At 40.8% G+C, this 25,640-nt stretch carries 25 protein-coding genes and 2 rRNA genes; 17 read left to right on the forward strand and 10 right to left on the reverse strand.

The features are described from left to right. Nucleotides 1-186 precede the first annotated feature (186 nt). On the reverse strand, nucleotides 187-1,038 hold the full coding sequence (gene ampE / locus AOG26_RS12430; RefSeq protein WP_054562786.1) for a beta-lactamase regulator AmpE: 852 nt from the start codon (nucleotides 1,036-1,038) through the stop codon (nucleotides 187-189). A 21-nt stretch (nucleotides 1,039-1,059) separates the two neighbouring features. Next, a complete protein-coding gene (ampD, locus tag AOG26_RS12435) occupies nucleotides 1,060-1,602 on the reverse strand; it encodes a 1,6-anhydro-N-acetylmuramyl-L-alanine amidase AmpD (RefSeq protein ID WP_054562787.1) in 543 nt (180 codons plus the stop codon). Nucleotides 1,603-1,789: 187 nt separating this feature from the next. Here ampD and nadC point away from each other — a divergent pair, with 187 nt between their 5' ends. The 8 genes from nadC (at nucleotide 1,790) to yacG (ending at nucleotide 10,072) form a co-directional block, all read left to right on the forward strand. Beyond that, nucleotides 1,790-2,638, forward strand: a complete 849-nt coding sequence (nadC, locus tag AOG26_RS12440) for a carboxylating nicotinate-nucleotide diphosphorylase (protein WP_054562788.1) — start codon at nucleotides 1,790-1,792, stop codon at nucleotides 2,636-2,638. A gap of 493 nt (nucleotides 2,639-3,131) precedes the next feature. After that, nucleotides 3,132-3,560 (forward strand): pilin, encoded by a 429-nt coding sequence (locus AOG26_RS12445; protein WP_054562789.1) that lies wholly within the window; start codon nucleotides 3,132-3,134, stop codon nucleotides 3,558-3,560. Next, nucleotides 3,523-4,908, forward strand: coding sequence for an O-antigen ligase family protein (locus AOG26_RS20550; protein WP_082401644.1), 1,386 nt, complete (start codon nucleotides 3,523-3,525; stop codon nucleotides 4,906-4,908). The genes AOG26_RS12445 and AOG26_RS20550 overlap by 38 nt, the downstream gene beginning before the upstream one ends. Further along, a complete protein-coding gene (locus AOG26_RS12460; protein ID WP_054562792.1) occupies nucleotides 4,908-6,134 on the forward strand; it encodes a type II secretion system F family protein in 1,227 nt (408 codons plus the stop codon). Before AOG26_RS20550 ends, AOG26_RS12460 begins: the two co-directional genes overlap by 1 nt. Before the next feature lie 262 nt (nucleotides 6,135-6,396). Next, a complete protein-coding gene (locus AOG26_RS12470; protein ID WP_054562794.1) occupies nucleotides 6,397-7,293 on the forward strand; it encodes a prepilin peptidase in 897 nt (298 codons plus the stop codon). 2 nt (nucleotides 7,294-7,295) lie between these two features. Beyond that, a complete protein-coding gene (gene coaE, locus AOG26_RS12475) occupies nucleotides 7,296-7,895 on the forward strand; it encodes a dephospho-CoA kinase (RefSeq protein ID WP_054562795.1) in 600 nt (199 codons plus the stop codon). Between the two features lie 193 nt (nucleotides 7,896-8,088). Then, on the forward strand, nucleotides 8,089-9,765 hold the full coding sequence (pilB, locus tag AOG26_RS12480; protein WP_054562796.1) for a type IV-A pilus assembly ATPase PilB: 1,677 nt from the start codon (nucleotides 8,089-8,091) through the stop codon (nucleotides 9,763-9,765). Between the two features lie 73 nt (nucleotides 9,766-9,838). Next, nucleotides 9,839-10,072 (forward strand): DNA gyrase inhibitor YacG, encoded by a 234-nt coding sequence (gene yacG, locus AOG26_RS12485; protein ID WP_054562797.1) that lies wholly within the window; start codon nucleotides 9,839-9,841, stop codon nucleotides 10,070-10,072. A gap of 57 nt (nucleotides 10,073-10,129) precedes the next feature. Here the strand turns inward: yacG and AOG26_RS12490 are convergent, their stop codons facing one another. Further along, nucleotides 10,130-10,657, reverse strand: a complete 528-nt coding sequence (locus AOG26_RS12490; RefSeq protein ID WP_054562798.1) for a Spy/CpxP family protein refolding chaperone — start codon at nucleotides 10,655-10,657, stop codon at nucleotides 10,130-10,132. 171 nt (nucleotides 10,658-10,828) lie between these two features. On the opposite strand from AOG26_RS12490, the gene AOG26_RS12495 reads away from it, so the two are divergent. From AOG26_RS12495 to AOG26_RS12505, 3 genes are read left to right on the forward strand one after another with little or no spacing between them, the layout of a single operon-like run. After that, entirely contained in the window at nucleotides 10,829-11,518 is a 690-nt protein-coding gene (locus AOG26_RS12495) for a response regulator (RefSeq protein WP_054562799.1), read from the forward strand. A gap of 1 nt (nucleotide 11,519) precedes the next feature. Then, nucleotides 11,520-12,905: an ATP-binding protein gene (locus AOG26_RS12500; protein WP_082401646.1), complete on the forward strand. Its 1,386-nt coding sequence runs from the start codon at nucleotides 11,520-11,522 to the stop codon at nucleotides 12,903-12,905. Further along, a complete protein-coding gene (locus tag AOG26_RS12505; protein ID WP_054562800.1) occupies nucleotides 12,906-13,847 on the forward strand; it encodes an alpha/beta fold hydrolase in 942 nt (313 codons plus the stop codon). On the opposite strand, the gene AOG26_RS12510 is transcribed toward AOG26_RS12505, so the two are convergent. Then, nucleotides 13,826-14,734 (reverse strand): cation diffusion facilitator family transporter, encoded by a 909-nt coding sequence (locus AOG26_RS12510; RefSeq protein ID WP_082401648.1) that lies wholly within the window; start codon nucleotides 14,732-14,734, stop codon nucleotides 13,826-13,828. The genes AOG26_RS12505 and AOG26_RS12510 overlap by 22 nt on opposite strands. Before the next feature lie 101 nt (nucleotides 14,735-14,835). On the opposite strand from AOG26_RS12510, the gene trmL reads away from it, so the two are divergent. Beyond that, nucleotides 14,836-15,300, forward strand: a complete 465-nt coding sequence (trmL, locus tag AOG26_RS12515; protein ID WP_054550977.1) for a tRNA (uridine(34)/cytosine(34)/5-carboxymethylaminomethyluridine(34)-2'-O)-methyltransferase TrmL — start codon at nucleotides 14,836-14,838, stop codon at nucleotides 15,298-15,300. Nucleotides 15,301-15,404: 104 nt separating this feature from the next. Next, on the forward strand, nucleotides 15,405-17,288 hold the full coding sequence (locus tag AOG26_RS12520; protein WP_054562801.1) for a putative bifunctional diguanylate cyclase/phosphodiesterase: 1,884 nt from the start codon (nucleotides 15,405-15,407) through the stop codon (nucleotides 17,286-17,288). 74 nt (nucleotides 17,289-17,362) lie between these two features. Here the strand turns inward: AOG26_RS12520 and gpsA are convergent, their stop codons facing one another. Genes gpsA through AOG26_RS12540 form a run of 4 tightly spaced genes read right to left on the reverse strand, consistent with a single transcriptional unit; the run spans nucleotide 17,363 to nucleotide 19,620 of the window. Further along, a complete protein-coding gene (gene gpsA / locus AOG26_RS12525) occupies nucleotides 17,363-18,370 on the reverse strand; it encodes an NAD(P)H-dependent glycerol-3-phosphate dehydrogenase (protein ID WP_054562802.1) in 1,008 nt (335 codons plus the stop codon). A gap of 3 nt (nucleotides 18,371-18,373) precedes the next feature. Further along, on the reverse strand, nucleotides 18,374-18,859 hold the full coding sequence (gene secB / locus AOG26_RS12530; RefSeq protein ID WP_054550974.1) for a protein-export chaperone SecB: 486 nt from the start codon (nucleotides 18,857-18,859) through the stop codon (nucleotides 18,374-18,376). A gap of 41 nt (nucleotides 18,860-18,900) precedes the next feature. Continuing rightward, the gene (gene grxC, locus AOG26_RS12535; protein WP_054550973.1) at nucleotides 18,901-19,158 is read right to left on the reverse strand and encodes a glutaredoxin 3; all 258 of its coding nucleotides are present in this window, start codon (nucleotides 19,156-19,158) and stop codon (nucleotides 18,901-18,903) included. Nucleotides 19,159-19,188: 30 nt separating this feature from the next. Beyond that, complete coding sequence (locus AOG26_RS12540; RefSeq protein WP_054562817.1) at nucleotides 19,189-19,620, reverse strand: rhodanese-like domain-containing protein; 432 nt, start codon at nucleotides 19,618-19,620, stop codon at nucleotides 19,189-19,191. Between the two features lie 192 nt (nucleotides 19,621-19,812). On the opposite strand from AOG26_RS12540, the gene gpmM reads away from it, so the two are divergent. The 4 genes from gpmM to AOG26_RS12560 are packed head-to-tail and all read left to right on the forward strand — an operon-like array spanning nucleotide 19,813 to nucleotide 24,598. Further along, on the forward strand, nucleotides 19,813-21,357 hold the full coding sequence (gpmM, locus tag AOG26_RS12545; RefSeq protein ID WP_054562803.1) for a 2,3-bisphosphoglycerate-independent phosphoglycerate mutase: 1,545 nt from the start codon (nucleotides 19,813-19,815) through the stop codon (nucleotides 21,355-21,357). A 3-nt stretch (nucleotides 21,358-21,360) separates the two neighbouring features. Further along, nucleotides 21,361-22,500 (forward strand): murein hydrolase activator EnvC family protein, encoded by a 1,140-nt coding sequence (locus AOG26_RS12550; RefSeq protein ID WP_054562804.1) that lies wholly within the window; start codon nucleotides 21,361-21,363, stop codon nucleotides 22,498-22,500. Nucleotides 22,501-22,535: 35 nt separating this feature from the next. Then, nucleotides 22,536-23,804, forward strand: coding sequence for a S41 family peptidase (locus AOG26_RS12555; RefSeq protein WP_054562805.1), 1,269 nt, complete (start codon nucleotides 22,536-22,538; stop codon nucleotides 23,802-23,804). Nucleotides 23,805-23,839: 35 nt separating this feature from the next. Beyond that, nucleotides 23,840-24,598 (forward strand): divergent polysaccharide deacetylase family protein, encoded by a 759-nt coding sequence (locus tag AOG26_RS12560; protein WP_054562806.1) that lies wholly within the window; start codon nucleotides 23,840-23,842, stop codon nucleotides 24,596-24,598. A gap of 566 nt (nucleotides 24,599-25,164) precedes the next feature. On the opposite strand, the gene rrf is transcribed toward AOG26_RS12560, so the two are convergent. Both rrf and AOG26_RS12570 read right to left on the reverse strand, forming a co-directional pair. Next, nucleotides 25,165-25,279: ribosomal RNA gene (gene rrf, locus AOG26_RS12565) — 5S ribosomal RNA — on the reverse strand. 188 nt (nucleotides 25,280-25,467) lie between these two features. After that, nucleotides 25,468-25,640 (reverse strand): 23S ribosomal RNA (locus AOG26_RS12570); the annotation flags it as partial.

Genomic DNA, 25,640 nt, shown 5'->3' on the forward strand with positions numbered 1-25,640 from the left:
TGAATGCTGAAAAATATTCGAAGTAGGATGCACTTCAGTGCTGAAAAATTAAAACTCAATCAAAGTGCAACCGCAGAGATTCATGACTAGTAACTTTCCTACAAGCTTTACTCTTGAAACTTGCTAACTCAAACACATTCCCGGCTAAAGCCAGTCCTACATCTCGTAACTTGCTAACTTTACACGCTACGCCAAACCACCAAATAAAGTAAGTGCTGCGATGATCACTAAAAAGAATAATACATTTCTTTTTACAAGTTTCATCATACAGGTGGCTTCATAAGTACAGCCAAAATGTTGCTGCTCAATTTGCTCAGCGGCAAGTGCAGTTTGCGTAACTACTTTTCGGTTACTCACTGAAAAGTCGAGCACATACTTGAGCCAACAACTGGTACCTTTATTAAAGTTACCAATAACTAAATAACCAAAGCTTGCAACCCGAGCTGGTAACCAATCGAGCCAAAACAGTAAGCTATGTACTAGTTTAAAACGCTTAGCATAGGCAACACTGTGATCATCCCTTACTTTGTCAGCAAAAGTACGAACTAATGCGTAAAGCACCGCGCCAGGCACACCTAAAACCACAAACCAAAAAATAACTGCACAATAAAAGCGAAAATTTAACCAAGCTAAAGTTTGGCCAAAAGTCTCACCATGAGGGTCATCTTCTGTCTTCTTTTGGCCCATTTGTAACGCAAATAGGGTTGCCGCTTCTTGATCGTTGCGGGTTAACGCATTTAAGTAAGACTTATATAAAGCACGTTGCTTAGCACAGCCAAAACAAACCAAAAGTACAGCAACATTAACAGCCAGTTGCCAAATAATAAAATCAGAGAGTTGATAAACTAAACCTGCGGCAACGACAGGCAGCATTAACCAAATCAAAAAACCAATTGGCGAATTAAATAAGCCTTTTTCTGAGAGTTGTTTTTGCGAGTGCTTAAGGTAGGTATTGGCATAAAAACCGATTTGCCAGTAGTTAGCTCGAGCCCCTAAACGCTCAATTACCAAAGCAATAATTATTGAAATTAAGATCATGCTTTTACCTATATCCTTTAACTAAAACACTAAATCAAAATAGTATTGCCAATCAAAACTCGCACCAGGGTCAGTTTTTCTGCCCGGTGCAATATCACAGTGGCCAACAATGCGTGAACGGTTTATCTCAGGGTACTTTGCCATCAACGCCATAGTCACTAAGTGTAATGCATTATACTGGGCTTGGGTATACGCTTGGTTGTCGGTACCTTCAAGCTCAATGCCCACGCTAAAATCATTACAGCGCTCTCGTCCTTCAAACGTCGAGATACCGGCGTGCCAAGCCCTTTTCTCAAAAGGCACGTACTGAATAATTTCACCGGTACGACGAATAAAGCAATGCGCAGACACTCTTAAGCCTTTTAAATCAGTAAAGCTTTCGTGCGCCGTACAATCAATTGCCCCCATGAACAAATCATCAACATAAGGCGTTGCGAACTGCCCAGCAGGCAATGAAATATTATGAATAACAAGTAATGACACCTCGCCCTCAGGGCGCTCATCGTAATGTGTACAGGGCCTTTGTAACACATTGTTTAATTGGCCCAATTCATTTATATGCATATTAAAAACTAACGATGACAATAAAGTTAAATAGTGTAAAGGGTTAAAATCTCAGGGTCTAGTTGCTTTGATTCAATCACTTAAAGTAAGAGTAAGGATACTTTACTGTGGCCGATCTTTGTCTTCTATTAAGGGGTTAAACATAGTAAAATTTCGCCAATTTATTAATAAACAATGAGCTTTCGACATGTCAGTCCCTCACACTTTAATTAGCCAGCTGGTAAAACTCACCCTTGATGAAGATTTAGATTACCAAAGCGCAAATGACGGTGATATTACCGCGCAACTAATTCCAGAAAACGAGCCAGCCAATGCCAAAGTAATTACTCGTGAAGACTGTGTATTTTGTGGTAAAGACATTATTTTAGAAGTATTTAAGCAAGTTGACTCTACAGTAAACGTTGAAGTACTCGTAAATGACGGCGACAAAGTAGCAGCAAATAGTACACTATTTACAGCATCAGGCTCAGCTCGCGCAATTTTAACCGCAGAGCGCACTGCCCTTAACTTTGTACAAACACTCTCAGGTACAGCAACAACAACAGCTCATTATGTAAAAGAGCTTGAGGGCACGACTACGCAGCTACTCGACACGCGTAAAACAATTCCAGGTTTACGTGCGCTACAAAAATACGCTGTGAAATGTGGTGGTGGCGCGAATCATCGTATCGGCCTTTTTGATGCCTTTTTAATTAAAGAAAACCACATTGCAGCCTGCGGGGGTATTGATAAAGCCGTCGCTCAAGCAAAAATCAACCACCCTACCAAGCCAGTCGAAGTGGAAGTAGAATCACTAGATGAACTTGAACAAGCGATCACTGCGGGAGCTGATATCATCATGCTCGATAACTTTACTGTAGAGCAAATTCAACAAGCAGTTGTGCTTACAGATAAGCGAGCAAAGCTTGAAGTATCAGGCAACATGACACTTGAAACTTTAAAAGCCTATTCACAGGCCGGTGTTGACTTTATTTCAAGTGGCGCACTTACAAAAAATTTACAATCAATCGATCTTTCAATGCGATTTAACGGCTAAAATTTCCCATATGCGTATTTAATGTTTTACCTAATTCATTGACAAGAAAATAAAAAAAGCATTAAATACGCAAAAAGCCTGAACAGATAACAAAAAATCAATATCTTTTTAGCGCTTTTGACTATTTTGTATACGCACGTCCTGAACCTACACAAGATTGCAATCAATTCAATAAGTTCCTGCAAGGATGCGGTGTCTATAAATAGTACAAATATGTGTAACTAAGCTTATTTTACATCAAACAAAGGTAGGAAAGTTCTGAAAAACTGCTTACTGAACAGGAAAATAGCTTCCAAAAACATTTATTGATGCTAAAGTAAATTTATACACGCTTAACCAGTAAGGTTTTTACTACTTTGTTAACATTTAAGCGTTAATAAAAGTTGTTTTAAGTAAAACTGTAAGATTTATCCTGTAAATTAAGCAATGGTTTTACAACGCTGAAGTTACAGCTAAACTTACTAAATCATCATATCCTTTAGGAGAGGAACAAATGACACAACAAAAGCAACAGGGTTTCACCCTAATTGAATTAATGATTGTAGTTGCAATCATCGGTATTTTGGCAGCGGTAGCACTGCCTGCTTATCAAGATTACACTAAACGCGCACACGTTAGTGAAGGTATTACACTTGGTGCTTCAGCAAAAGCTGCTGTAACTGAGTACTATGTTTCTGAAGCAGATTGGCCTGCAGATAATACTGCAGCAGGAATGCCTGTTTCTACCACAATCACAGGTAACGCTGTTACAAGTGTAGAAGTTGACGACGGAGTAATCACTGTAACTTACAACGATAAAGTTGAAAGTGGAAAAACTGTTGTATTTACACCAAGTGTTGCGGGCACAGGCTCTATCAAATGGACCTGTAACGCCGGTACTGTAGATGCTAAGTACCTACCATCTAACTGCCGTGGTAGCTAGTTTTAAATCTAGGGGCTTTAACGAAGCCCCTAACAACCTCATTAAGCTGTTAAGTTTAACCCCTGCATTATTCACTATAAGTATATTTTTATTTTCCGTACACTCTCCAAATTTGTACGACTCTAAACGAATTATTCAAATATTTTTTTTACTCACCATAACTACAACCTTTATTTTTAGCCCTTTAAAGCTTTCTATATATAAATTTTATTTTATAATATTTCTATTAACATGCGCCACTCTATCAATTAACAACTTTAACATTGAAACTCTTTTATATTTATTTCATTACATTTTTCTATTTAGCTTTATAGCTTTAGGAACTAAGATAGAAAAAGAATTAAAAACAACCTTCTTAAGTATATTTTTTTTAAACTTAGCATTAGTTTCCTGCTCTATTCTAAATTTATCCATATACGCATTTTTTGAAAGTACAGTTAAAGCCGATGATATTATATATGGATTTAATAACATTAGATTTTTTAACCAATTCCAGGTCCTATCTTTTCCTGTACTAATATACTTTTTAAACAACAATAGACTTTCGAGAATAGCTTTTATCATTTTACTGTTAAATATCACACTCCTATTCATAACGGGTGCAAGGGGCGCTATTATATCTTTCACGACAATAACTTTATTAAGCGTTAACTTAAGAGCTATTAACCAAGAAAAAGTTAAAACCATATTAAAAGCCACGCTATCAGCTATAATATTATTCTGTCTATATAGCTTTTTTATTGAATCAAATAAAACAATAGGTTATACATTTAGAGCATCAAGCTCTTCTCGTATCGAAATTTGGTTAGATTTAATAAGGAGCTTGAGTATAAATGAACTTTTTTTAGGTAATGGCATTGGTAGCTATATAAATTATAACTTTGGTGTTAGACACCCTCACAATAGCTTTCTTCAATTGGTATATGAATTTGGTGCCATTCCTGCACTTATCATTGTGGGATTTGTGTTAAGAGTAATCTACAAAAATATAAAAAAAATTAGAGATGGTGAAGTTTCGGAAGAACACCAAACTTGCCTACTTGCACTTATAAGCATGCTCGTACTTTCTTTTTTTTCGGGCGTGATTGTTATGCCTATCCCACAAACATTTGTGTTAATATTTCTTGGCGTACTGATTAGTAACTCAGAAAATACAGGTTCTAGAAATGATACTTTTTTTATCGGCAATTGTTTTTTGAAGGTTATACTTACATTAACACTGATAATATACTTAGCTTCTGCTTTTATAACCTATAAATGTAAAGACGATAGCTTCTTGGGGCCAAATTATTGGGCGCATGGTCAGTTTTCTATAGAGTATTGCAATTTTTCTTTTCAGGACTTCTAATGACTAAACAACAAAACAATCCAAGCTTAGATACCTTTCAGTGGATAGGTGTTAACTCTCGAGGTAAAAAGCTTGAAGGTGAACTGTCAGGTCAAAGCATTGCTTTAGTCAAAGCACAACTCAGAAAGCAAGGTATTACTCCCTCTAAAGTAAAACGTAAAGCGAAACCCTTATTTGGCTCAAAAGTTCAAAAAATAACACCTAAAGATATTGCTTTAATAACCCGTCAAATAGCAACTATGCTATTGGCTGGTGTGCCACTAATTCAATCAATAGAAATGATCGGCTCAGGTGCAAAAAATAAAAGTGTCGCTAAACTGATGGAGAGTATTGGTGATGATGTTAAATCAGGTATGCCTTTATCACAAAGCCTAAGAAAGCACCCTCGCTATTTTGATGATTTATATTGCGACTTAGTGGCATCAGGTGAGCAGTCGGGTGCCCTTGATAAAATTTTTGACCGCGTAGCCCTATATAAAGAAAAAGCAGAAGCATTAAAATCGAAAATTAAAAAAGCTATGTTTTACCCTATTGCTGTTTTGGTTGTTGCTGTCATTGTGACCTCTATTCTTCTTATATTTGTAGTACCACAATTCCAAGATATTTTTAATGGCTTTGGTGCTGAGTTACCTGCATTTACTTTGATGGTGATTGGTATTTCTGATTTTATGCAAGAATACTGGTGGATGATGCTGATTGCGATTATCGCTGCAGGCTATGCTTACAAAGAAGCTTTACTTAGAAGTAAAAAACTTAGAGATGCCAACGATAGAGCCATATTAAAACTACCTGTCATTGGTATGATTTTGAATAAAGCGGCGGTTGCTCGCTATGCTCGAACTCTATCAACTACTTTTGCTGCCGGTGTCCCCCTCGTTGATGCGCTTGATTCTGCTGCTGGTGCCTCCGGCAATGCGGTGTATCGTTATGCAATTTTAGAAATCAAAGCCGAGGTCAGTTCAGGTAACTTAATGAACTGGGCGATGAAAAACGCTAAAATCTTCCCTGATATGGTCGTTCAAATGGTTGCTATTGGTGAAGAGTCGGGTTCACTTGATGGTATGCTTGCTAAAGTGGCAACGATATATGAGCAAGAAGTCGATGATGCCGTAGATGGTTTATCAAGCTTACTTGAGCCCCTTATCATGGCGGTTTTAGGTGTGCTTGTTGGTGGGTTAATTGTTGCTATGTACTTGCCTATATTCCAATTAGGTTCGGTGATTTAAACATAGCTGTAAGCTGTAAGCTGTAAGCTGTAAGCTGTAAGCTGTAAGCTGTAAGCTGTAAGCTGTAAGCTGTAAGCTGTAAGCTGTAAGCTGTAAGCTGTAAGCTGTAAGCTGTAAGCTGTAAGCTGTAAGCTGTAAGCTGTAAGCTGTAAGCTGTAAGCAAGATTCTAAACACTATTCGATTGCATTATAAAATAATAAAAAACGTTTCAACACAGCGAAATAAAATTGGCCTTTAAATGGCCAGAAGTTAGGTATTTTAATGGAAAACTTTTTTCTTGATATAACCACTGCGATGCAAAGTCAGCAGTGGTTTTATTTTTTGACGGTGGGCTTAGTAAGCCTGTGCATTGGTAGCTTTTTAAATGTGGTGATTTACCGTTTACCACTGATGATGAAAAGAGAATGGCAAACTGAGTGCCGTATTGTATTGGCCGATGAGCTCAACTCAAAACAGCAAACAGAACAAGCTCCCTTTAATTTAGTAAAACCTAATTCGACCTGCCCTAAATGCAAAGCACCGATTAAAGCTTGGCAAAATATCCCTGTCTTAAGTTGGCTATTGCTAAAAGGTCGCTGTGCAAATTGTCAAACACCGATTTCTGTGCGCTACCCTATTGTTGAAATGCTTACTGCGGTTCTAAGTTTAGTTGTCGCCGTTGTTTTTGGCCCGACAAAACTAGCTCTTCTATATATATTGATTACTTGGGTATTAGTCGCTTTAACCTTTATCGATATAGATCATATGTTATTGCCCGACCAACTCACCCTGCCACTCGTTTGGTTAGCGCTGATTGCTGCCACTATGGATATTACCATTGCACCGAGCGATGCCATTATCGGCGCAGCAGTTGGCTACCTAAGCTTATGGAGTGTCTATTGGTTGTTTAAGCTTGCTACAGGTAAAGAAGGCATGGGTTATGGCGACTTTAAGCTGTTAGCCGTGTTTGGTGCGCTACTTGGCTGGCAAGATATTTTAACTATCGTGCTGCTATCAAGTGTCGTCGGTGCCATCATCGGCATTGCGCAAATCATTATTCAAGGTAAAGACAAAACTATGCCAATCCCATTTGGGCCTTATCTTGCCATAGCAGGATGGGTCACCTTACTTTGGGGTGAGCAAATTAAAAGTTATTACTTTAACTATTTAGGTTACTAATTATGGCAAACTGGGTTTTAGGGCTAACCGGTGGTATTGGCTCAGGAAAAAGTGCAGTAAGCGCCATATTTGAAGAGCTTGGTATTCAGGTGGTTGATGCCGACATAGTTGCCAGAGAAGTCGTCGAGCCTGGCTCTGTTGGCCTTACAAAAATTACAGCACATTTTGGTGATGAAATACTCACGAATAACGGCACGCTTGATCGCGCAAAACTAAGAGCAATTATCTTTGCCAATGAATCACAAAAACAATGGCTAAATAACTTATTGCACCCGCTTATTAGAGAAACAATGCTGAGCCAGTTAAAGCAGGCCACCAGCCACTATGTCATCTTAGTTGCTCCCTTACTTTTTGAAAATAGCTTAGAAAAATATTGCAATCATACCTTACTAATTGATGTTCCGGTTGATGTACAAATAACAAGAACAACAGCCCGTGATAATGTCTCTGTTGAATTAGCCGAGCAAATCATAGCCTCACAAATGAGCAGAGCTGATAAACAACAAAAAGCGGGAGATATTTTAGATAACAACCGCCCTCTTGAAGAAGTAAAAGCTGATGTGCAAAAACTGCACAAAAAGTACCTAATGCACTCTCACTAGGGTATTGATTTTATTTATAGATTCTCATGAATTTGAACCCATAAAAACCAATACAAAAGTACCAAAACACATTCTAAACAACTGAGTTTTAGGTTAATTTTTTTTGCAATTTTCCTAAAATCAGACAAGACTGATGTAATAGCCTTACTTTTTCTGTTAGATTGTGGCAATAAAGGATCAATCTAGGTGCGCAATGAATATAAACTCACCGCTACTTCGAAAATTTATTACACTCGGTCGCATTGATGCAGAGACCGTAAAATCAAAGCAGCGCGAATATAACTCTACTGCAGAGCTTATTTCTAAAACATGTGGAATGGCTGGCCATGAGCTCGCAGAGCAATGTACAGACCTTTTTCGTGTGCCTTATTTTGACATCAAAGACTTTGATGTTGCGAACATTAGCGAAGAACTAGTTAAAGATAAACTAATTCGTGAGCACCACATTTTACCTCTAGTTAAAAAGGGCCGTAAGCTCTACATTGCAGCCTCAGATCCAACCGACTACGGTGCCTTTGAAAACTTTGAATTTAGTACTGGCCTTTCATGCGAAGTGGTCGTTGTTGATTACACGCAACTTGAAAACAAAATTGAGCAATTACTTGATGCCGCAGGTGGCTTACATTTAAGTGAAGATGAGTTTAAAGAACTGGGTGAGCTTGAAACAGAAGCCCCTCGCGATTTAGCCAGCAAAGATGAAGACAAAGACGATGCCCCTATTATCGTTTACATCAATAAAATTTTGATGGATGCGATAAAAAAAGGTGCATCAGATCTACACTTTGAGCCTTATGAACATCGTTACCGTGTACGTTTTCGTATCGATGGTATTTTGCATGAAATGGCAAGTCCACCGAATAGCTTAGCGAGCCGCTTATCAGCGCGTATCAAGGTTATGTCACGACTTGATATAGCAGAAAAACGTAAACCTCAAGACGGCCGTATTAAGCTTAAAATTACTGAACGTAAAAGTATCGACTTCCGTGTCAGTACCTTGCCTACCCTTTGGGGCGAGAAAATCGTAATGCGTATTCTCGACTCATCAAGTGCTATGCTAGGTATCGATGTGCTTGGCTATGAGCCAGAGCAGAAAAAGCTTTACATGGATGCACTTGATCAACCGCAAGGCATGATCTTAGTAACCGGTCCAACGGGCTCTGGTAAAACGGTATCACTTTATACGGGTTTAAATATTCTTAACCAGCCAGAACGTAATATCAGTACTGCAGAGGATCCAGTAGAAATCAACCTTGAAGGGATTAACCAGGTTCAAATTAATCCAAAGGCAGATATGACCTTTGCCAATGCATTAAAGGCTTTCTTACGACAAGATCCCGATGTGGTTATGGTTGGTGAGATCCGTGACCTTGAAACCGCTGAAATAGCAATTAAAGCGGCGCAAACAGGTCACTTGGTATTATCAACTCTGCATACAAACTCTGCGCCAGAGACCCTTACTCGTCTTTTAAATATGGGTGTTCCTGCTTATAACGTAGCAAGCTCTATCAGCCTTATTATTGCGCAGCGTCTAGCAAGACGACTTTGCCCTAAGTGTAAAACACCAGAAAAACTACCTGATGAAGAATTGATTCGCCAAGGTTTTGATAAAGACAAGCTCAATGAGGTTCAGTTATTCGCACCAAAAGGATGCGATAGCTGTACTGAAGGCTATAAAGGTCGAGTTGGTATTTATGAGGTAATGCAAATTACCCCTGAAATAGCACAAATTATTATGCGTGGTGGTAACTCACTCGAAATCGCTGAAGTATCTCTGCGCTCAGGCTTTAATGATCTGCGTTTATCTGGCCTGAAAAAAGCCGCCGATGGTGTTACCTCTTTAGCAGAAATAAACCGAGTAACGAGTTTCTAAACAAATTCGTTACTGGATTATCAGCTAACTGTTCAGTAAGATCTGACAAAAGTGCTTATTTGAGAGTTATTCCATGCCAACAGTTGTAAACTGCCCAACATGCAAAGCCAAAGTTGAATGGTCAGAGCAAAGCCCGCATCGTCCATTTTGCTCAAAACGCTGCCAGCTAATTGATTTAGGCGAGTGGTCGTTTGAAAACAATAAAATTTCTAGCCCAATTAGCAATGCTAATGATTTGAGCCAAGATATGATTGAAGATATCGAAGCAATGCTGGCTAAAAACGATGATTCATTCTTTAAAGAATAAAGCGTCAAATACAAAAAATGCGGCATTTGCCGCATTTTTTAATATAACCTATCACTTTTAACCTTCAGAACTCTCAGCTTTGCGTTCGCCTCGATGACCATGGTGGCCCTTTTTGTGACCTTTTTTACGCAGGTGCTTTTTAATCTCTTGATAGCTTTCGCGCTGTTCTGCATTTAAAACCTGCCAAATCGCATGGTCAGATTTCATTTTTAGCATGGCAAACTGCTGGCCTTTTTCTTGGCGCGCTTTAATCAGCTCTAATGCTGCATTTTCGTCAAATGCTTTTGTTGCTAATAACGCATCCATTTTCTCTTTGTGTGCTGCACGAGCGGCTTTCATTGCATCTTTATCGCCACGCAGTGCTGCAAATTGTGTTTTCTGCTCGGCAAAAATTGCTTTAAGTTGCGTTTGCTGCTCTTCAGTAAGTTGTAATTTATCAATACCACGCTCAGAAAGTAAAAAACGAGCCTGTGGGTTCATACCACGGTTAAAGTCTCCTTTCGCCATTGCTGAAGTAGCACCTACACTGGCTGCTGCTAAACCACAAACAAGTACGAATTTAGAAAGCTTATTTGAAATAGTCATAATCATTACCTTTTGTTGGGTTGTGCTCTGTTGTCGTTTCCGACTGATGGGTTAACTATAACTAATTCAATGCAAAGGAACGCAAACCAGTGTAAAGGTTGTGTAAAGATTCACTTTTACACAATTTACTGAGTAAAATAACCTTAAAGAAATAAATAGCTAGGTGTCAGAATGAAACTATTAATGATCGACGACGATACAGGATTGTGCGAATTACTTAGCGAGTACTTATCAGCACAAGGTTTTACAGTAGAGTGTGTTCATGATGGCGCTGAAGGCCTAAAGCAAGCTATTAAGCATAACTATGAGCTAATATTGCTTGATGTGATGCTACCCTCTATGGATGGCTTTGAAGTGCTAAAGCAGTTAAGACAACATAAGCTTACTCCGGTGATCATGCTAACCGCGAAAGGCGAAGACTTTGATCGTATCTTTGGTTTAGAGCTAGGCGCAGATGATTATATTCCTAAGCCATTTAACCACAGAGAACTGCTAGCTCGCGTTAAAGCAATTACCCGTCGCATAGAACATATCAATAGCTTATCGAGCCAACAGACCAGCTCATTGAGTGTTAACAGCATCAATGTTAATTTCGCAACACGAGAAGCTTCTGTTAAAGATAATGTACTGAGCCTAACCGGCACTGAGTATGAGATCCTTGCCATGCTAGTGCAACATGCCGGTGAAGTGATCAGCAAAGAGCAAATAAGTGAGCAAGTATTAGGTAGACGCCTTGCTCCTTTTGACCGCTCAATCGATATGCATGTCAGCAACATCCGTAAAAAAATTGCAGAGCATGTTAGTAATGAACGGATCAAAACCATGCGTGGCAGTGGTTATGTATTAATACAAGGCGAATAATATGCAAACTCCAAGCTGGCTAAAGCATCCCCGCCATTATTTGTTTTTAAAAATATTTGCTTGGTTTTGGGTTACTGTCATAGCGACTATCACAATACTGGTGTTTTTAAGCCAGTTAACGAGCAATGTCGGCAATGACGACCTGCGTGGACCCATGCTGAAAAATCTTGAGTACACTGCTAAAAGTATTGAACGCATTGTTGCTAAACACGGAAAATCAACTCAAGAGGTTTTATCTCATCCGCGCTTATCAAAGCATAAATTACTGTACTTAAATGGTGAGGTTCATGGTGTTGAAATGCTTAGCGAACCTGTATCCAAAGACATTGATTTAAGCTTGCTGAACTTTACCAAATATATGCGTCCGCAAATTATTTTTACCGATGAATACCAAGCTTATGGGCCGGTAGCTTTGAATGTACCCGAAGGTAAATTTTATCTTTATGAAATCGATGAAAAACGCAAGAAACCGTTTTTTGTCAGCCTATGGCTAATGCCAGTTTGGCTCAAGCTGCTTATTGCTTTAATCGCCTCATTGATGTTGAGTTTCTTCTTTAGCCGTAACTTAATTGCACCTATTAATAGTTTAAAAGAAACCGCAAAAAAGCTTGCTCATGGCGATTTAACTGCCCGTGCCGATGTATCTCCTACTCGTCAAGATGAGTTAGGTGTACTTGGTCGTGACTTTAATACCATGGCAGTACAACTTGAGCAGCTTATTAGCGCTCAAAAACGACTGCTAGCAGATATTTCTCATGAACTACGTTCACCATTAACGCGCTTAAAAATGGCTACAGGCCTTGCACAAATGCAAGCCGACGATGCTCAACACGCTTATTTAGAGCGCATTGAAAAAGAGGCCAATCAGCTCGATAAGATGATTGCCGATGTACTTCAAGTTTCACGCTTAGAAGCCAAAAGCCAGACTCTGGCGTTGAGTACACAATCCTTACAAGTGATTGTTGATCATGTACTCAACGATGCTCAATTTGAGGCCAAGCAAAGTAATAAAGAGCTTATCGTAAATGGTACACTAACAGCCGATTTAAAATGCGATGAAACCTTAATAGCCAGCGCGCTTGAGAATGTACTTCGCAATGCCATTAAATACGCAGAACATTCAATCTCAATAGGCTTAGTTGAATCAGATTCTATCTACATCACTATTTGTGATGACGGTAAAGGGGTTGATGAAGCAAACCTAGCAAGGCTGTGTGAACCTTTCTTCCGTCAGGAACATGCACGTGATAGAAACACTGGCGGCACGGGCTTAGGTCTTGCTATTGCAAAGAATGCTATCTCAGCACATGATGGTACACTAACACTTGAAAACCAAGAACATGGCGGACTTTGCGTAAACATCCGCCTACCTTATAAGAGTGAGTAAATGTTTTATAGTAGCGAAGCAAGTCTTGTTAATAACCTACCTAATATTAATCAGTTTTTTTCTGAGCAATTACAGCAAGACTTTCTGAGCACCGCTCATGGCAAGCTTTATTACGGCTATGCAATTCCCCAACAAGCAAAAACGGCCATCGTTATCAGTACTGGCCGAATAGAGTCTTTAATTAAGTACAAAGAGTTGCTGTGGGAGCTATATCAAAATGGCTTTGCAGTTTTTAGTGTTGATCACCAGGGGCAAGGTCGCTCTTATCGTCATTTAAAAAACACTCATAAGGGTTTTGTAAACCGCTTTACTGACTACGCAGATGACTTTGCTGTATTTATAGAAAAAGTGGTGCATCAACACTGGCAAGGAAAGCAGGTTTTGCTTGGCCACTCTATGGGCAGTGCCATTGCCTATGATTACCTATCGCGCTATCAGCATCAATTTGCGGGTGCTTTCTTATCAGCGCCGATGTTTGATATCTATACCAAAGGCACACCAAAGCCTGTAGCAAAACTGGCTGCTAAAATTGCATCCTTACTTGGTCTTGGCCGCAGCTACGCATTTGGCCAAAGCGATTATTTACCCGTCGACTTTGCAGCTAATGAACTAACCAGTAGTGAAATTCGATATAAACTGTTCAGAGAGCTTTATGCAGCAGAAGGTGATTTACAACTAGGTGGCGTAACCTATGGCTGGCTCAATGCATCGTTTGATTTTATTGCTTCTTTAGTCGATAAAAAAGTCGATATTCCTTTGTTTATCGCAAGCGCCGAGCAAGATACTGTGGTCGATAACGCTGCGCAATTTGCACTTACCCATAGGCAAAAGCAAGCACAACTAAAAAGCTATGCGGGCGCTCGCCACGAACTATTGTGTGAACGCGACGAGATCAGACAAACAATACTCAGCGATTTTTATCAATTTTGTGCTGAGCTTTGACGTGTTTTGTTAACCACAGAAAGTGGGTCTAGGTGCATCAAAATATCCATTTCACAATCAAAATGCGTTTGAATTAACGCTTCTACTTCATCAGCAACTTGATGCGCTCTTATCAATGATAATGAGTCTTCCAGCTCTAAATGCATCTGAATAAACTTAATTTTACCACCTTGGCGGGTGCGAATATCATGGGCGCCAAATACGTCTTGATGGCTATTCACAATGGCCAGTATTTGTTGTTTTTCTTCATCTGGGAGCTCTTTATCCATTAAGTGATCAGCACTTTCGCGAGCAATATCCCAGCTGTTATAAAGTAAATAAACAGCCACCCCAATAGCAAATAATGGATCGGCATAAGCGACGCCGTACTTAGCTAACACAATTGCCAGTAATACCGCCAAGTTTAAGATTAAATCGCCTTTATAGTGAATTGAGTCTGCTTTAATGGCGATTGATTCGGTGTGATTAATCACCTTAGTTTGTACAAACACCACCACGAGCGTACAAACAATAGCGAAAATACTAACCCAAATACCAAGGTCTGAATGCTTTAAGGTTACCGGATTAAATAAGCGCTCAATGCCATGAAACGCTAAAAAGCAACCTGAGCCAGCTATAAAAGCGGCCTGTGCAAGCCCGGCTAATGCTTCGGCTTTTCCGTGACCAAAGCGATGGTCGTCATCAGCAGGGCGTAGTGCATAACCTAGCACTAAAAAACTCATCAGTGAGGCTGTGATATCCATTAACGAATCGGTCAATGAACCCAGCATTGACGCCGAGCCAGATGCAAGCCAAGCCCAGCTTTTTGCAGCGATCATTAAACTCACCATAACAATGGTGACTATACTGGCTGTTTTAACCCAAAACTCATAACTACGATGCTGCACAACAACTTACCTTTAGTGAGTAACTGTGTTGAGTATATCATCTTTTAATTCTAGTTCGTGTATACTCAGCAGCAGATCAAATCCTTATAAATGAGATTCACATGCTTGATATTGTGTTGTACCAACCAGAAATTCCACCAAACACGGGTAATATCATTCGCTTATGCGCAAACACAGGTTATGCGTTACACCTAATTGAACCCCTTGGTTTTGAGTGGGATGATAAACGCGTAAAACGTGCAGGTCTTGATTATCATGAGTTTAGCCATGTACAGCGCCATGCCTCGTTTGAAGCATATCTAGAAAAATGCCAACCGAAAAAAGTCTATGCTTGCACCACAAAGGGCAGTCAATTTCACCATCAAGCACAATACCAACCTGGTGATTGTTTAGTGTTTGGCCCTGAAACGCGTGGCTTACCTGATGAACTCATTCAATCGTTGCCGAAAGAGCAACGTGTACGCATTCCAATGCAAAAAGATAGCCGTAGTATGAACTTATCTAACTCAGTTGCTGTATTTGTTTATGAATCTTGGCGTCAGCTGGGGTTTGTGAACGGTCAATAACTCATTGAAAAAGCGCTTGTAATAAATATTTACTAATTGTTTAGCACGACCATTTTTTATGGACTAACCTAAATAGGTTAGTTTGTTCCTAAAGATGGATTTTAATGCGCTTTTTCGCCAGAGTATGCAGTATCATTTTGCTGATGCAGCACTTTTATAGTGCTGCTTCTGCTGCTGTGTCTAATCCCTCTATCTCGCAAGCCCCTAATACAACGCCCCTGTTACTACTGATCCTTTTAGCGATTGTCATCCTCATTGGTGCAGTCATTTACTATCAAAGAAACCAAAAGATGACGCTGATGGATGCCCTACTTTCACAGTCTAAAGATGGCATTTGGGTCACCGATGAACAGTTTAGGATCATAGAAATCAATAACGCATTTAGTGAAATATCGGGTTATAAGAAAGCTGATGTACTTGGTAAAAAATTCAAAGCATTAACGCAAGCCGGCCGTGATACACAACTCGAAGAAATCATCCAACAAGAACTAAGAAATGACGGTTATTGGTCTGGCGAAATTTGGAATTTACGCAAAGATGGGCAACCCTACGCCATTGATTTATGTATAACAAAAGTGACCACACCACGCTTTGCAAAAAGCTCTGTACGTTACGTTGGCATGTTTTCTGATGTCACAGCTCGTAAGAATAACGAGCGAACTATGCTCAAGCTCACTACCAAAGACAGTGTCACAGGCTTATCAAACCGTGCCATTTTTATAGAGTCCCTTGAAAAAGCAATCAATGCTTGTAACGACACTTACCCTAGTCTACTAATCATCTTTATCGACATAGACAATTTCAAAAAGATTAACGACTCCCTTGGTCACACAATTGGCGATGTACTACTAAAAGAAGTAGCCTGTCGTTTAACTGACTCTCTAAATTCAGGCTTTACCATTGCAAGACTCGGTGCAGATGAATTTGCGGTACTCGTGCCGCCCTACCTTTATTCTGGTCAAACCGTATTTTTTGCTAAAAAAACCGCAGACATCGTGCTTCAGCAGTTTAAAACCCCATTTATGTTAGATGGTTTTGAGACTTCACTATCTGCCTGTTGTGGTCTTGCTATCTACCCAGACAACGCCTACAACTGTGAATACTTAATGCGCAGCGCAAATAGTGCTTTGAATCATGCAAAAAAAATGGGCCGTAATACGTATCAATTTTTTGATAAAGACCGTCATACCCTCGACCCAACCGAATTAACCAAAGAGAGTGCTTTATTCAAAGCAATCACCAACAATGAGTTTGAGCTTTATTTTCAGCCTAAGTTTGATGCCCAGCATAATCAGTTATACGGCTTTGAAGCATTAGTTCGCTGGCCTCAAGAAGATGGCAGTGTTATTAACCCCGATGAGTTCATTCCGCTTGCCGAACAAAATGGTGCCATTATTCCGCTCACCCAATTACTGATGGAGCAGCTGCTTAATCAACTAGCCCAGTGGCGAAAACAAAACATTTCGTTTGGTAATGTCGCTATTAATATTTCAGCCTTACACTTTCAGCAAAGTAGCCTTATTGAAACACTCATCGACAACTTGGCTAAATTTGACGTTCCAGCACATTGCTTAGAACTCGAGATCACAGAAAGCGCCATGATGGATAATCCTGAATTTGCAGAGCAGCAAATGAAACGTATTAAATCGATTGGTGTGCACATCGCGCTGGATGACTTTGGAACAGGTCATTCATCACTCAGTTACTTAAAGCGTTTTCCAATCGATACGCTCAAAATCGACAAGTCATTCGTTAAAGATATCGATAAAAACGACCAAGATCGTAATATCACCGCCACCATAGTGCGTCTAGCTAAGTATTTGGACATAAATGTGGTTGCTGAAGGAGTAGAAACTGAAGAGCAAGCCTACATGCTGCATATTATGGGTTGTCATTTTCAACAAGGTTACTATTACTGCAAGCCATTAAAAGCCAATCAAGTCAGCGAATTTATTAATGACACGCTAGAAAAGCAGCAATCTAGCTAGTGGTTGCAACGGTACATCAAATAAAAAACGCGATTAATAAATCGCGTTTTTTATTTAACAATGCACAATCTAAATTATTCAGATTTTTGCTCACGGCCAAGTAGTGCCATCGCAGCTTCTTTTACATCTTTATTTTCATAAAGTACTTGGTAAATTTGCTCCGTTATTGGCATTTCAATACCTGTGCGCTCAGCAAGTAAATACACTTCTTTGGTATTTCTATAGCCTTCAACAACCTGACCAATAGATTCAATTGCAGCTTCTACGCCTTCACCCTTGCCAAGAGCAAGACCAAAACGACGGTTACGAGATTGGTTATCTGTACAGGTTAAGATTAAGTCACCGAGGCCAGCCATCCCCATAAAGGTATCTGAACGAGCACCTAATGCACACCCTAAACGGCACAGCTCAGCTAAACCGCGAGTGATTAAGGCAGTACGTGCGTTGGCACCAAAGCCAAAACCATCAGACATACCTGCGCCAATCGCAATCACATTTTTAACTGCGCCACCAAGCTGTATACCAATGAAGTCATCATTGTTATAAACCCTAAATGAGCGGCCACAGTGTAAAAGGTCAGCTAATTGCTTAGCGAAGTCTTTAGAGGTCGACGACACCGAAATAGCGGTTGGTAAGCCCATTGCCATTTCTTTTGCAAAAGTAGGTCCTGAAAGCACAGCCAGAGGAACATCATCGCCTAGCTCTTGTACCGCTACTTCTTGCAGTAAACGCCCAGTATTTGGCTCTAAACCTTTGGTAGCCCATGCAACTTCAGCACCTTCTGACAACCAAGGTTTGATTTTTTGCAGCGTGCCAGCAAAAGCATGACTCGGCACAACAACCAAAATGATCTTGCTTGCTTTAACTGCCGTTTCTAAATCTGCTTCTAGTTGGAGGGTGTCAGGAAAGCTAACATCCGGAACATAACGTTGATTCTTTCGCTCAGCTGCAAGCGTAGCAACGTCATCGCTATTGCGGCCCCACAAAGTCACTGGGTGGCCATTTCTGGCAAAGCAAATAGCAAGGGCGGTGCCATAAGACCCCGCCCCTAATACTGTAACAGCTGATTGTGCTGTACTCATAGCTTATGCGTCTGCAGTTGCCTGTTGGTCTTGAGCAGCACGTTGTTGCATGTATTGAGCAAATAGTGCGTCAAAGTTAACTGGCGCTAAGTTTAATTGTGGGAAAGTACCACGGTTAACTAGGTTTGATACTGCTTCACGTGCGTAAGGGAAAAGTACGTTCGGGCAGAAAGCACCTAACATGTGTGCAAGTTGAACTTCTTCAACTTCGCCAATTGTGAAAATACCCGCTTGTTGGATTTCACATAGGAATGCAGTTTCTTCACCGATTGAAGCTGTTACTGTTAAAGCAAGAACAACTTCAAACACGCCTTCTTCTAATTTGTTAGAACGAGTATCTAAGTCAAGCTTAACTTCAGGAGTCCACTCTTTTTGGAAAATAGCAGGTGAGTTAGGCGTCTCAAATGAAACATCTTTAGTATAGATGCGTTGGATTGAGAATTGAGCGCCGGCTTGTTCTGCTGCTGCGTTTTGATTTTCTTCGTTCATTGTAATTCCTAACTTGTATTCGTTTTTATATTTAAAGTTTATTAAGCGTTAAGCTTTGCGTCTAAAAGGCCTTGCGCTTCAATTGCCATCATGTCGTCACAACCGCCGATATGTTCATCATTAATGAAAATTTGCGGAACTGTGTAACCACCATTTGCTTTGTCGATCATTTCATCACGACGCTCAGGGTGAACACCAATATCGATATTCGTGTAGTCTACACCTTTACTGTCTAATAACGCCAAAGCACGTTGGCAGAATGGACAGTATGCTTTTGTGTAAAGAACAACATTACTCATAATAATTCCTCTATCGGGCAGTGAGCCTTATTAACGACCGGTCGTTGTAGGTAAGCTAGCTGATTGCCAAGCGCCCATACCGCCCGCTAATACATAAACACGCTCAAAACCTGCTTTATGCATTGCAGTTGCGATACCTGAGGCAGTCATGCCCGTGGTACATACTAGTATAATGGGTTTAGTCTTAAACTTTTCAAGGCTTGAAAAATCAGATTGCTTTGCTTTTTCTGGATTTAAGTGAGTTGCGCCTGCAATACGGCCAGAGTTAAACTCTTTTTGTGCACGTATATCAATCACTTGACCATCATCACGGTTAATTAGCAAGGTAAGTTGCTGTGGGTTGATTTGACGGATAGCCGAAAATTTACTTTTAAACCAACTGCTGATCAGCATAGCGACTAATGCTAACCAGATAATGCTCAAAACCGGATGATTTGAGATAAATTCAATATATTGATCCATGCGTTTTCCACTAAGAAATTTAGATACCACAGCGCATAGCCATGGGTTAATTAAAATTTGCCACGCAAGTATACGTGCTTGAATTGAAAATGCTAGGGCGTGAAATATTTTAATATGACATATTGATAGCTGATCAAAACCATAAAACACGGTATGCTAGTGATATATAAGTGCCAATCTTCAGGAGCTATAATGACAGAGCATAAAAAACCATTGGTATTAATGATCTTAGACGGTTGGGGATACCGTGAAGACACAGAAAGTAACGCCATACTTGCTGCTAATACCCCAGTACTCGACAACCTTTGGGCAACCCGCCCACATACATTAATTTCAGGTTCGGGACTTGATGTTGGTTTACCTGCAGGACAAATGGGTAACTCTGAAGTAGGTCACGTAAATTTAGGTGCTGGCCGTATTGTTTATCAAGATTTTACTCGCATCACTAAAGCCATTGATGATGGTGAGTTCGATAGCAATCCAGCACTAGTTGATAATATCGACAAAGCTGTAAATGCAGGCAAAGCTGTGCATATTATGGGGCTTTTAAGCCCAGGTGGTGTTCATAGTCATGAAGACCACATTGTGGCAACGATTGAACTTGCTGCTAAGCGCGGTGCAAAAGAAGTTTACTTCCACGGTTTCTTAGACGGCCGTGACACACCGCCACGTAGTGCAAAAGCATCAATTGAGCGCATCGAAGCCTTATTTGCAGAACTTGGCTGTGGCCGTTTAGCGACGCTTGTTGGTCGTTACTATGCAATGGACCGCGATAACCGTTGGAATCGTGTCGAGCTTGCATATGATGTCATGGTTAGTGGCATTGCTGAATACAGCTACACTGACGGTGTAACCGCACTAGAAGCCGCATACGCACGTGACGAGAACGACGAGTTCGTAGCAGCAACAACTGTTGTGCCAGAAGGCCAAGCAGCTGCTGAGATCAATGACGGCGACACAGTTATCTTTGCTAACTTCAGAGCAGACCGAGCACGTGAAATGACTCGTGCCTTTGTTGATGCTGACTTCAGTGGTTTTGATAAGAAAAAATCACCACAGTTAAGCGCTTTTGTGATGATGACAGAGTACGCAGCAGACATTAAAGCGCCAATTGCGTTTGCCCCAGAGCCTTTAACAAATGTATTAGGCGAATGGTTAGAGAAGCAAGGTAAAACACAGCTACGTATTTCTGAAACAGAAAAATACGCACACGTGACCTTTTTCTTCAGCGGTGGCCGTGAAGATGAATTTGTTGGTGAGACTCGCGAACTAATTCCATCACCACAAGTAGCAACATACGATCTGCAACCAGAAATGAACTCTGAAATGCTGACCGATAAATTGGTTGAAGCAATCGCTAGCGGTAAATACGATGCCATCATCTGTAACTACCCTAACGGAGACATGGTAGGTCACTCAGGCGTATTCGAAGCAGCAGTGAAAGCATGTGAAGCAGTTGATCATTGTATTGGTCGTGTAGTTGCAGCACTTGAAGAACATGGTGGTGAAGCGCTTATTACAGCCGATCATGGTAATGCTGAACAAATGGCTAACCCAGCAACGGGCCAAGCACATACCGCACACACCAGTGAGCCAGTGCCATTTATCTATGTTGGCCGTGATGCAACACCACATGATGGTAAAACATTGAGTGACGTGGCTCCAACCATGCTTCACCTACTCGGCTTAGAGCAGCCAAGTGAAATGACTGGTAAACCAATCATGACGCTGAAATAAGCTATGAGTAAATGTATTAACCACTTCCTTAAAACTGGTTTAATACTGACTTCATTAGTAGCAACTTCGGTTGTTGCTAATGAAGATCAAACCAAAAAAGACTTATCAGACATTCAATCAGCTTTACAAAAAACAGAGGCTGAGCTTAAAGGTCAACGCAAGTCCATTGCCCAAATGCGCAAAGATCTACGCGCCCATGAACTCGACATAGCTCAAAATGCAAAAGCATTAAACCTTGCCGCCCAATCTGTTAAAGAAAATGAGCAACAACAACGAGAACAACAAGCTAAAGCCGAGCAACTTAAAGCCCAGCAAGCACAGCGCCAAACCTTATTAGCTGCACAACTAAAAAGCGCCTACATGGCGGGTAGCCATGACTACTCAAAAATGTTGCTTAACCAACAAGACACAGCCAAAATTGAGCGCACACTAAGTTATTATAATTATTTAAATAAAGCACGTATTGAGCAAATTGAAGAGCTCAAAGCACTACAGCAAGAAATTGCAGACAACCAAGCTCAGCTTGAAAAAACCAAACAACGTCTAGTTGCCTTATATGATGAGCAAAAAAGACGCCAGCAAGCTCTAGTCAATGCACAACAAGAGCGTAAAACTAACCTCAATAAACTCCAGTCAGCGTTAAAAGAAACGAAAAGCTCTATTGATTACTTAAAAGAAAATGAGCAAACCCTGATCACCGCCATTGAAGAGCTTGAACAAGAGCGAAGTGAAAAGGTTGAATTACTAGGCTTACAAAGTAGTAAGGGCAAACTCGACTGGCCAACTAAAGGGGCATTACGCCACCGCTTTGGGCAACGCAAGCACGGCAACATAGATTGGAAAGGCGTACTTATCAGCGCTAAAGAAGGCAGTAATGTTAAAAGCGTACAGAACGGCCAAGTTGTTTACGCAGACTGGCTAAATGGCTTTGGCTGGGTTATCGCTATTGATCATGGCGATGGCTTTATGAGCTTATATGGTCACGCTCAAACTCTACTTCGCGATGTTGGCGACCTTGTTAGAGAAGGCGAAACAATTGCATTAGTCGGTCAAAGCGGCGGACAACCGGATCCTGGTCTATACTTTGAAATACGCCACAAAGGACGCGCAGTAAATCCTGTAAAATGGTGCAGACGCATTTAATTGATTAAATAGCTGCACTCTATGAGGAGCAGCTGATGCTAAACACAACTTACTCTTACAAAGCTCATTTTTCCCCAGCTAAGCTTTTTACTCAGCTGTCTTTTTTATTACTTGTCAGCTTGCTATGCCTGATACTGCAATCGTTTCAGGCTGTTGCAAAACCCTCGTTACAGTCACTACAGCATCAGCAACTAAACGAAATCCTATTTAATATCCATACATATTATGTTGATGATCTGAAACTACAAAACACATTTGTAACCCAGCCTGATAACTTACAAGTCGAAGCGTTATTCGAACGCCTTGATCCATATTCAAAATATCTCGACGAAACTGAGCTCGATGCTATCTTCAGTAGCACTAATGGTAGATACACAGGACTCGGTATAGAAGTAAAAGTTGAAGATGGTCGGGTTTATATTGTTAACACTATTAATAACTCACCTGCGGCGCTTGCGGGTCTTCAGGTAAATGATGAAGTTATAGCGATTAATCAACAACCTATTTTAGACAAAAGCATCGAAGAAGTGGCTAAATTAATTCGCCAAAGCGGTCAAAGTGCTGTCGATGTCGCTGTTAAAAGAGAGAAAGATACTGAGCTAAACTTCTCGATTAAGCGCCAACAAATCAACTTACAAAGCGTTCATGGCCATTTAGCAGATACAGGCGTTGCGCTTATCAGTATCAACTCATTCAATAACCACACATTACACGATGTTGCTCGGGAGCTTGCAAAAATGCAGGTCACCAATAGCTTCCCTCTTTCAGGTTTAATTATTGATTTACGCGATAACCCAGGCGGTACATTACAAGGGGCCATTGAAGTTGCAGATCTGTTTTTAGATAACGGCACCATAGTGTCAACCAAAGGCCGCTTTAATGAAGCTAATCAGAAGTATAAAGCCCATAAAGGCGACATACTCAGTGGCGCTCCCATTGCTGTACTGATTAACGAAAACTCAGCCTCTGCGGCTGAAATACTTGCAGCAGCATTAAGAGATAATCAACGAGCAGTGCTAATTGGCGAAAATTCTTTTGGTAAGGGCTCAGTGCAATCGCTGATACCTTTAGGTAACGGTAATACCGCATTAAAACTGACTACAGCACGTTATTACACACCTGCGGGTCAATCTATCGATGGTAAAGGGATCACCCCAGATGTGAGTATTAATCAAACAATGCTTTCAGAAATTGACCAAGGCGTTATAATAAAAAACATCCAAGAATTGGCGCTTTTTAGCTCACTTCTAGATAGACAAGACAAAAAGCAACTTACAGCAAAGCAGCTCGTTATTATGCAGTAAGTAAATGCTCACAATGGATATAATAATTACAAAAAGTGAACTTAAAAACAGGCTTATTACTCGCCGTATGTTGCCTACCGCTATTCTGCCAAGCAAAGCAAATAGCCATAGTAATTGATGATATAGGCAATCATCAGCGAGATCTTGAAATATTAAACTTACCAGGGCAAGTGACCTTCTCAATCTTGCCCCATACACCCTATTCGCAAATATTTGCTGAACGCGCCAGTAGAACTCATAAAGAACTACTTTTACATGTACCAATGCAAGCGCTTGATAAAACTAAAGCACTTGGTCCGGGTGCACTCACTGATACTATGAGTAAGTCAGAGTTACAAACAACCCTTGGCCATGCATTAGCCTCTCTACCACAAGTAAAAGGGGTCAATAACCACATGGGCTCTGAGTTAACACAACTTACAGAGCCAATGAAATGGACGATGGAAATATTAAAGAAACGCGGTTTATACTTCTTAGATAGCCGTACAACGAGTCGAAGTGAAGCACAAAACGTTGCTAACCTCTATGGTGTGGCTAATGTATCTCGTCATGTTTTTCTTGATAACAATGTCACCCAAAGTCAGCTACAACATCAACTAGAAGAGCTAAAAAGCAAAGCTGAACACTTCAACTACGCAATCGCCATTGCCCACCCCTACCCAGAAACCGTTGCTTTTCTACAACAAGCCCTCCCTGAACTACAACAACAAGGCTTCGAACTTGTTCCCCTCTCACAACTAGTCGAAACAAAATACATTCAGCTTGCCAAAGCAGAGCAAAGACAAGGGGAATGAGTGTTATAAACGTGAGTTGCGAGTTAGCGAGGGGAAAGTTGAAAGAGTAAAGTTTTGAGGTCTGGCGTAGGTTGGCTAGAGCGAAGCGAAACCCAACCTACGCCAGAGCTATCAGCTTTCAGCCGTCAGCGATCAGCCGATAGGTGGAGGTTCTAGGTTCTAGGTTCTAGGTTCTAGGTTCTAGGTTCTAGGTTCTAGGTTCTAAGTTCTAGGCAAAGTGTACTTGTTGGAATGGCTTTAGCCATGAATGTGTTTGTAAAGGTCTGAATTCGGCACTGAAGTACCTCCTACAGGGTTTGTTGCTGAGGGTGACTCAGTTACCTAACAACCCGGTAGATCAACTGACATCTAATATCTAACGTCTAACCTTCTCATCACGTAGGAATGGCTTTAGCCATGAATGTGTTTGTTCTGGTCTAAATTCGGCACTGAAGTGCCTCCTACGGGGTTTGTTGCTGAGGGAGTATCTGCACTAAACAACCCCACAGTTCAACTGACGGCTGACAGCTGACAGCTAAAACGCAAAAAAGCCCGACTCTTTCGAATCGGGCTTTCTTTAATTTGGAGCCTGGCGATGACCTACTTTCACATAGCAGCTGCTACACTATCATCGGCGCTGTTTCGTTTCACTACTGAGTTCGGCATGGGGTCAGGTGGGTCCAAAACGCTATTGTCACCAAGCAAAAGGCGTGGAAAGGATTCTCGACAAAGCGCGTAGCGCTTACGAGTCCTTTGCGCAAGGTGAACTGATTTCGCGTTAAGCGTTGCGGTTCACCCTACATAAATCTGGAATTCTGATATCAAGTAAAATCTACTTTAGTAACTTAACTTCTGTCTGTTACGCTGTCATAAAACGCGTTTGGCGTTGTATGGTTAAGCCTCACGGGTAATTAGTACAGGTTAGCTTAATGGCTCGCACCACTTCCACATCCTGCCTATCAACGTTGTAGTCTTCAACGGCCCTTCAGAGACTTTAAAAGTCTAGTGAGAACTCATCTCGAGGCCTGCTTCGCGCTTAGATGCTTTCAGCGCTTATCAGTTC

Source organism: Pseudoalteromonas sp. UCD-33C (assembly GCF_001306895.1).
In the GTDB taxonomy this organism is placed as follows: Bacteria; Pseudomonadota; Gammaproteobacteria; order Enterobacterales; family Alteromonadaceae; genus Pseudoalteromonas.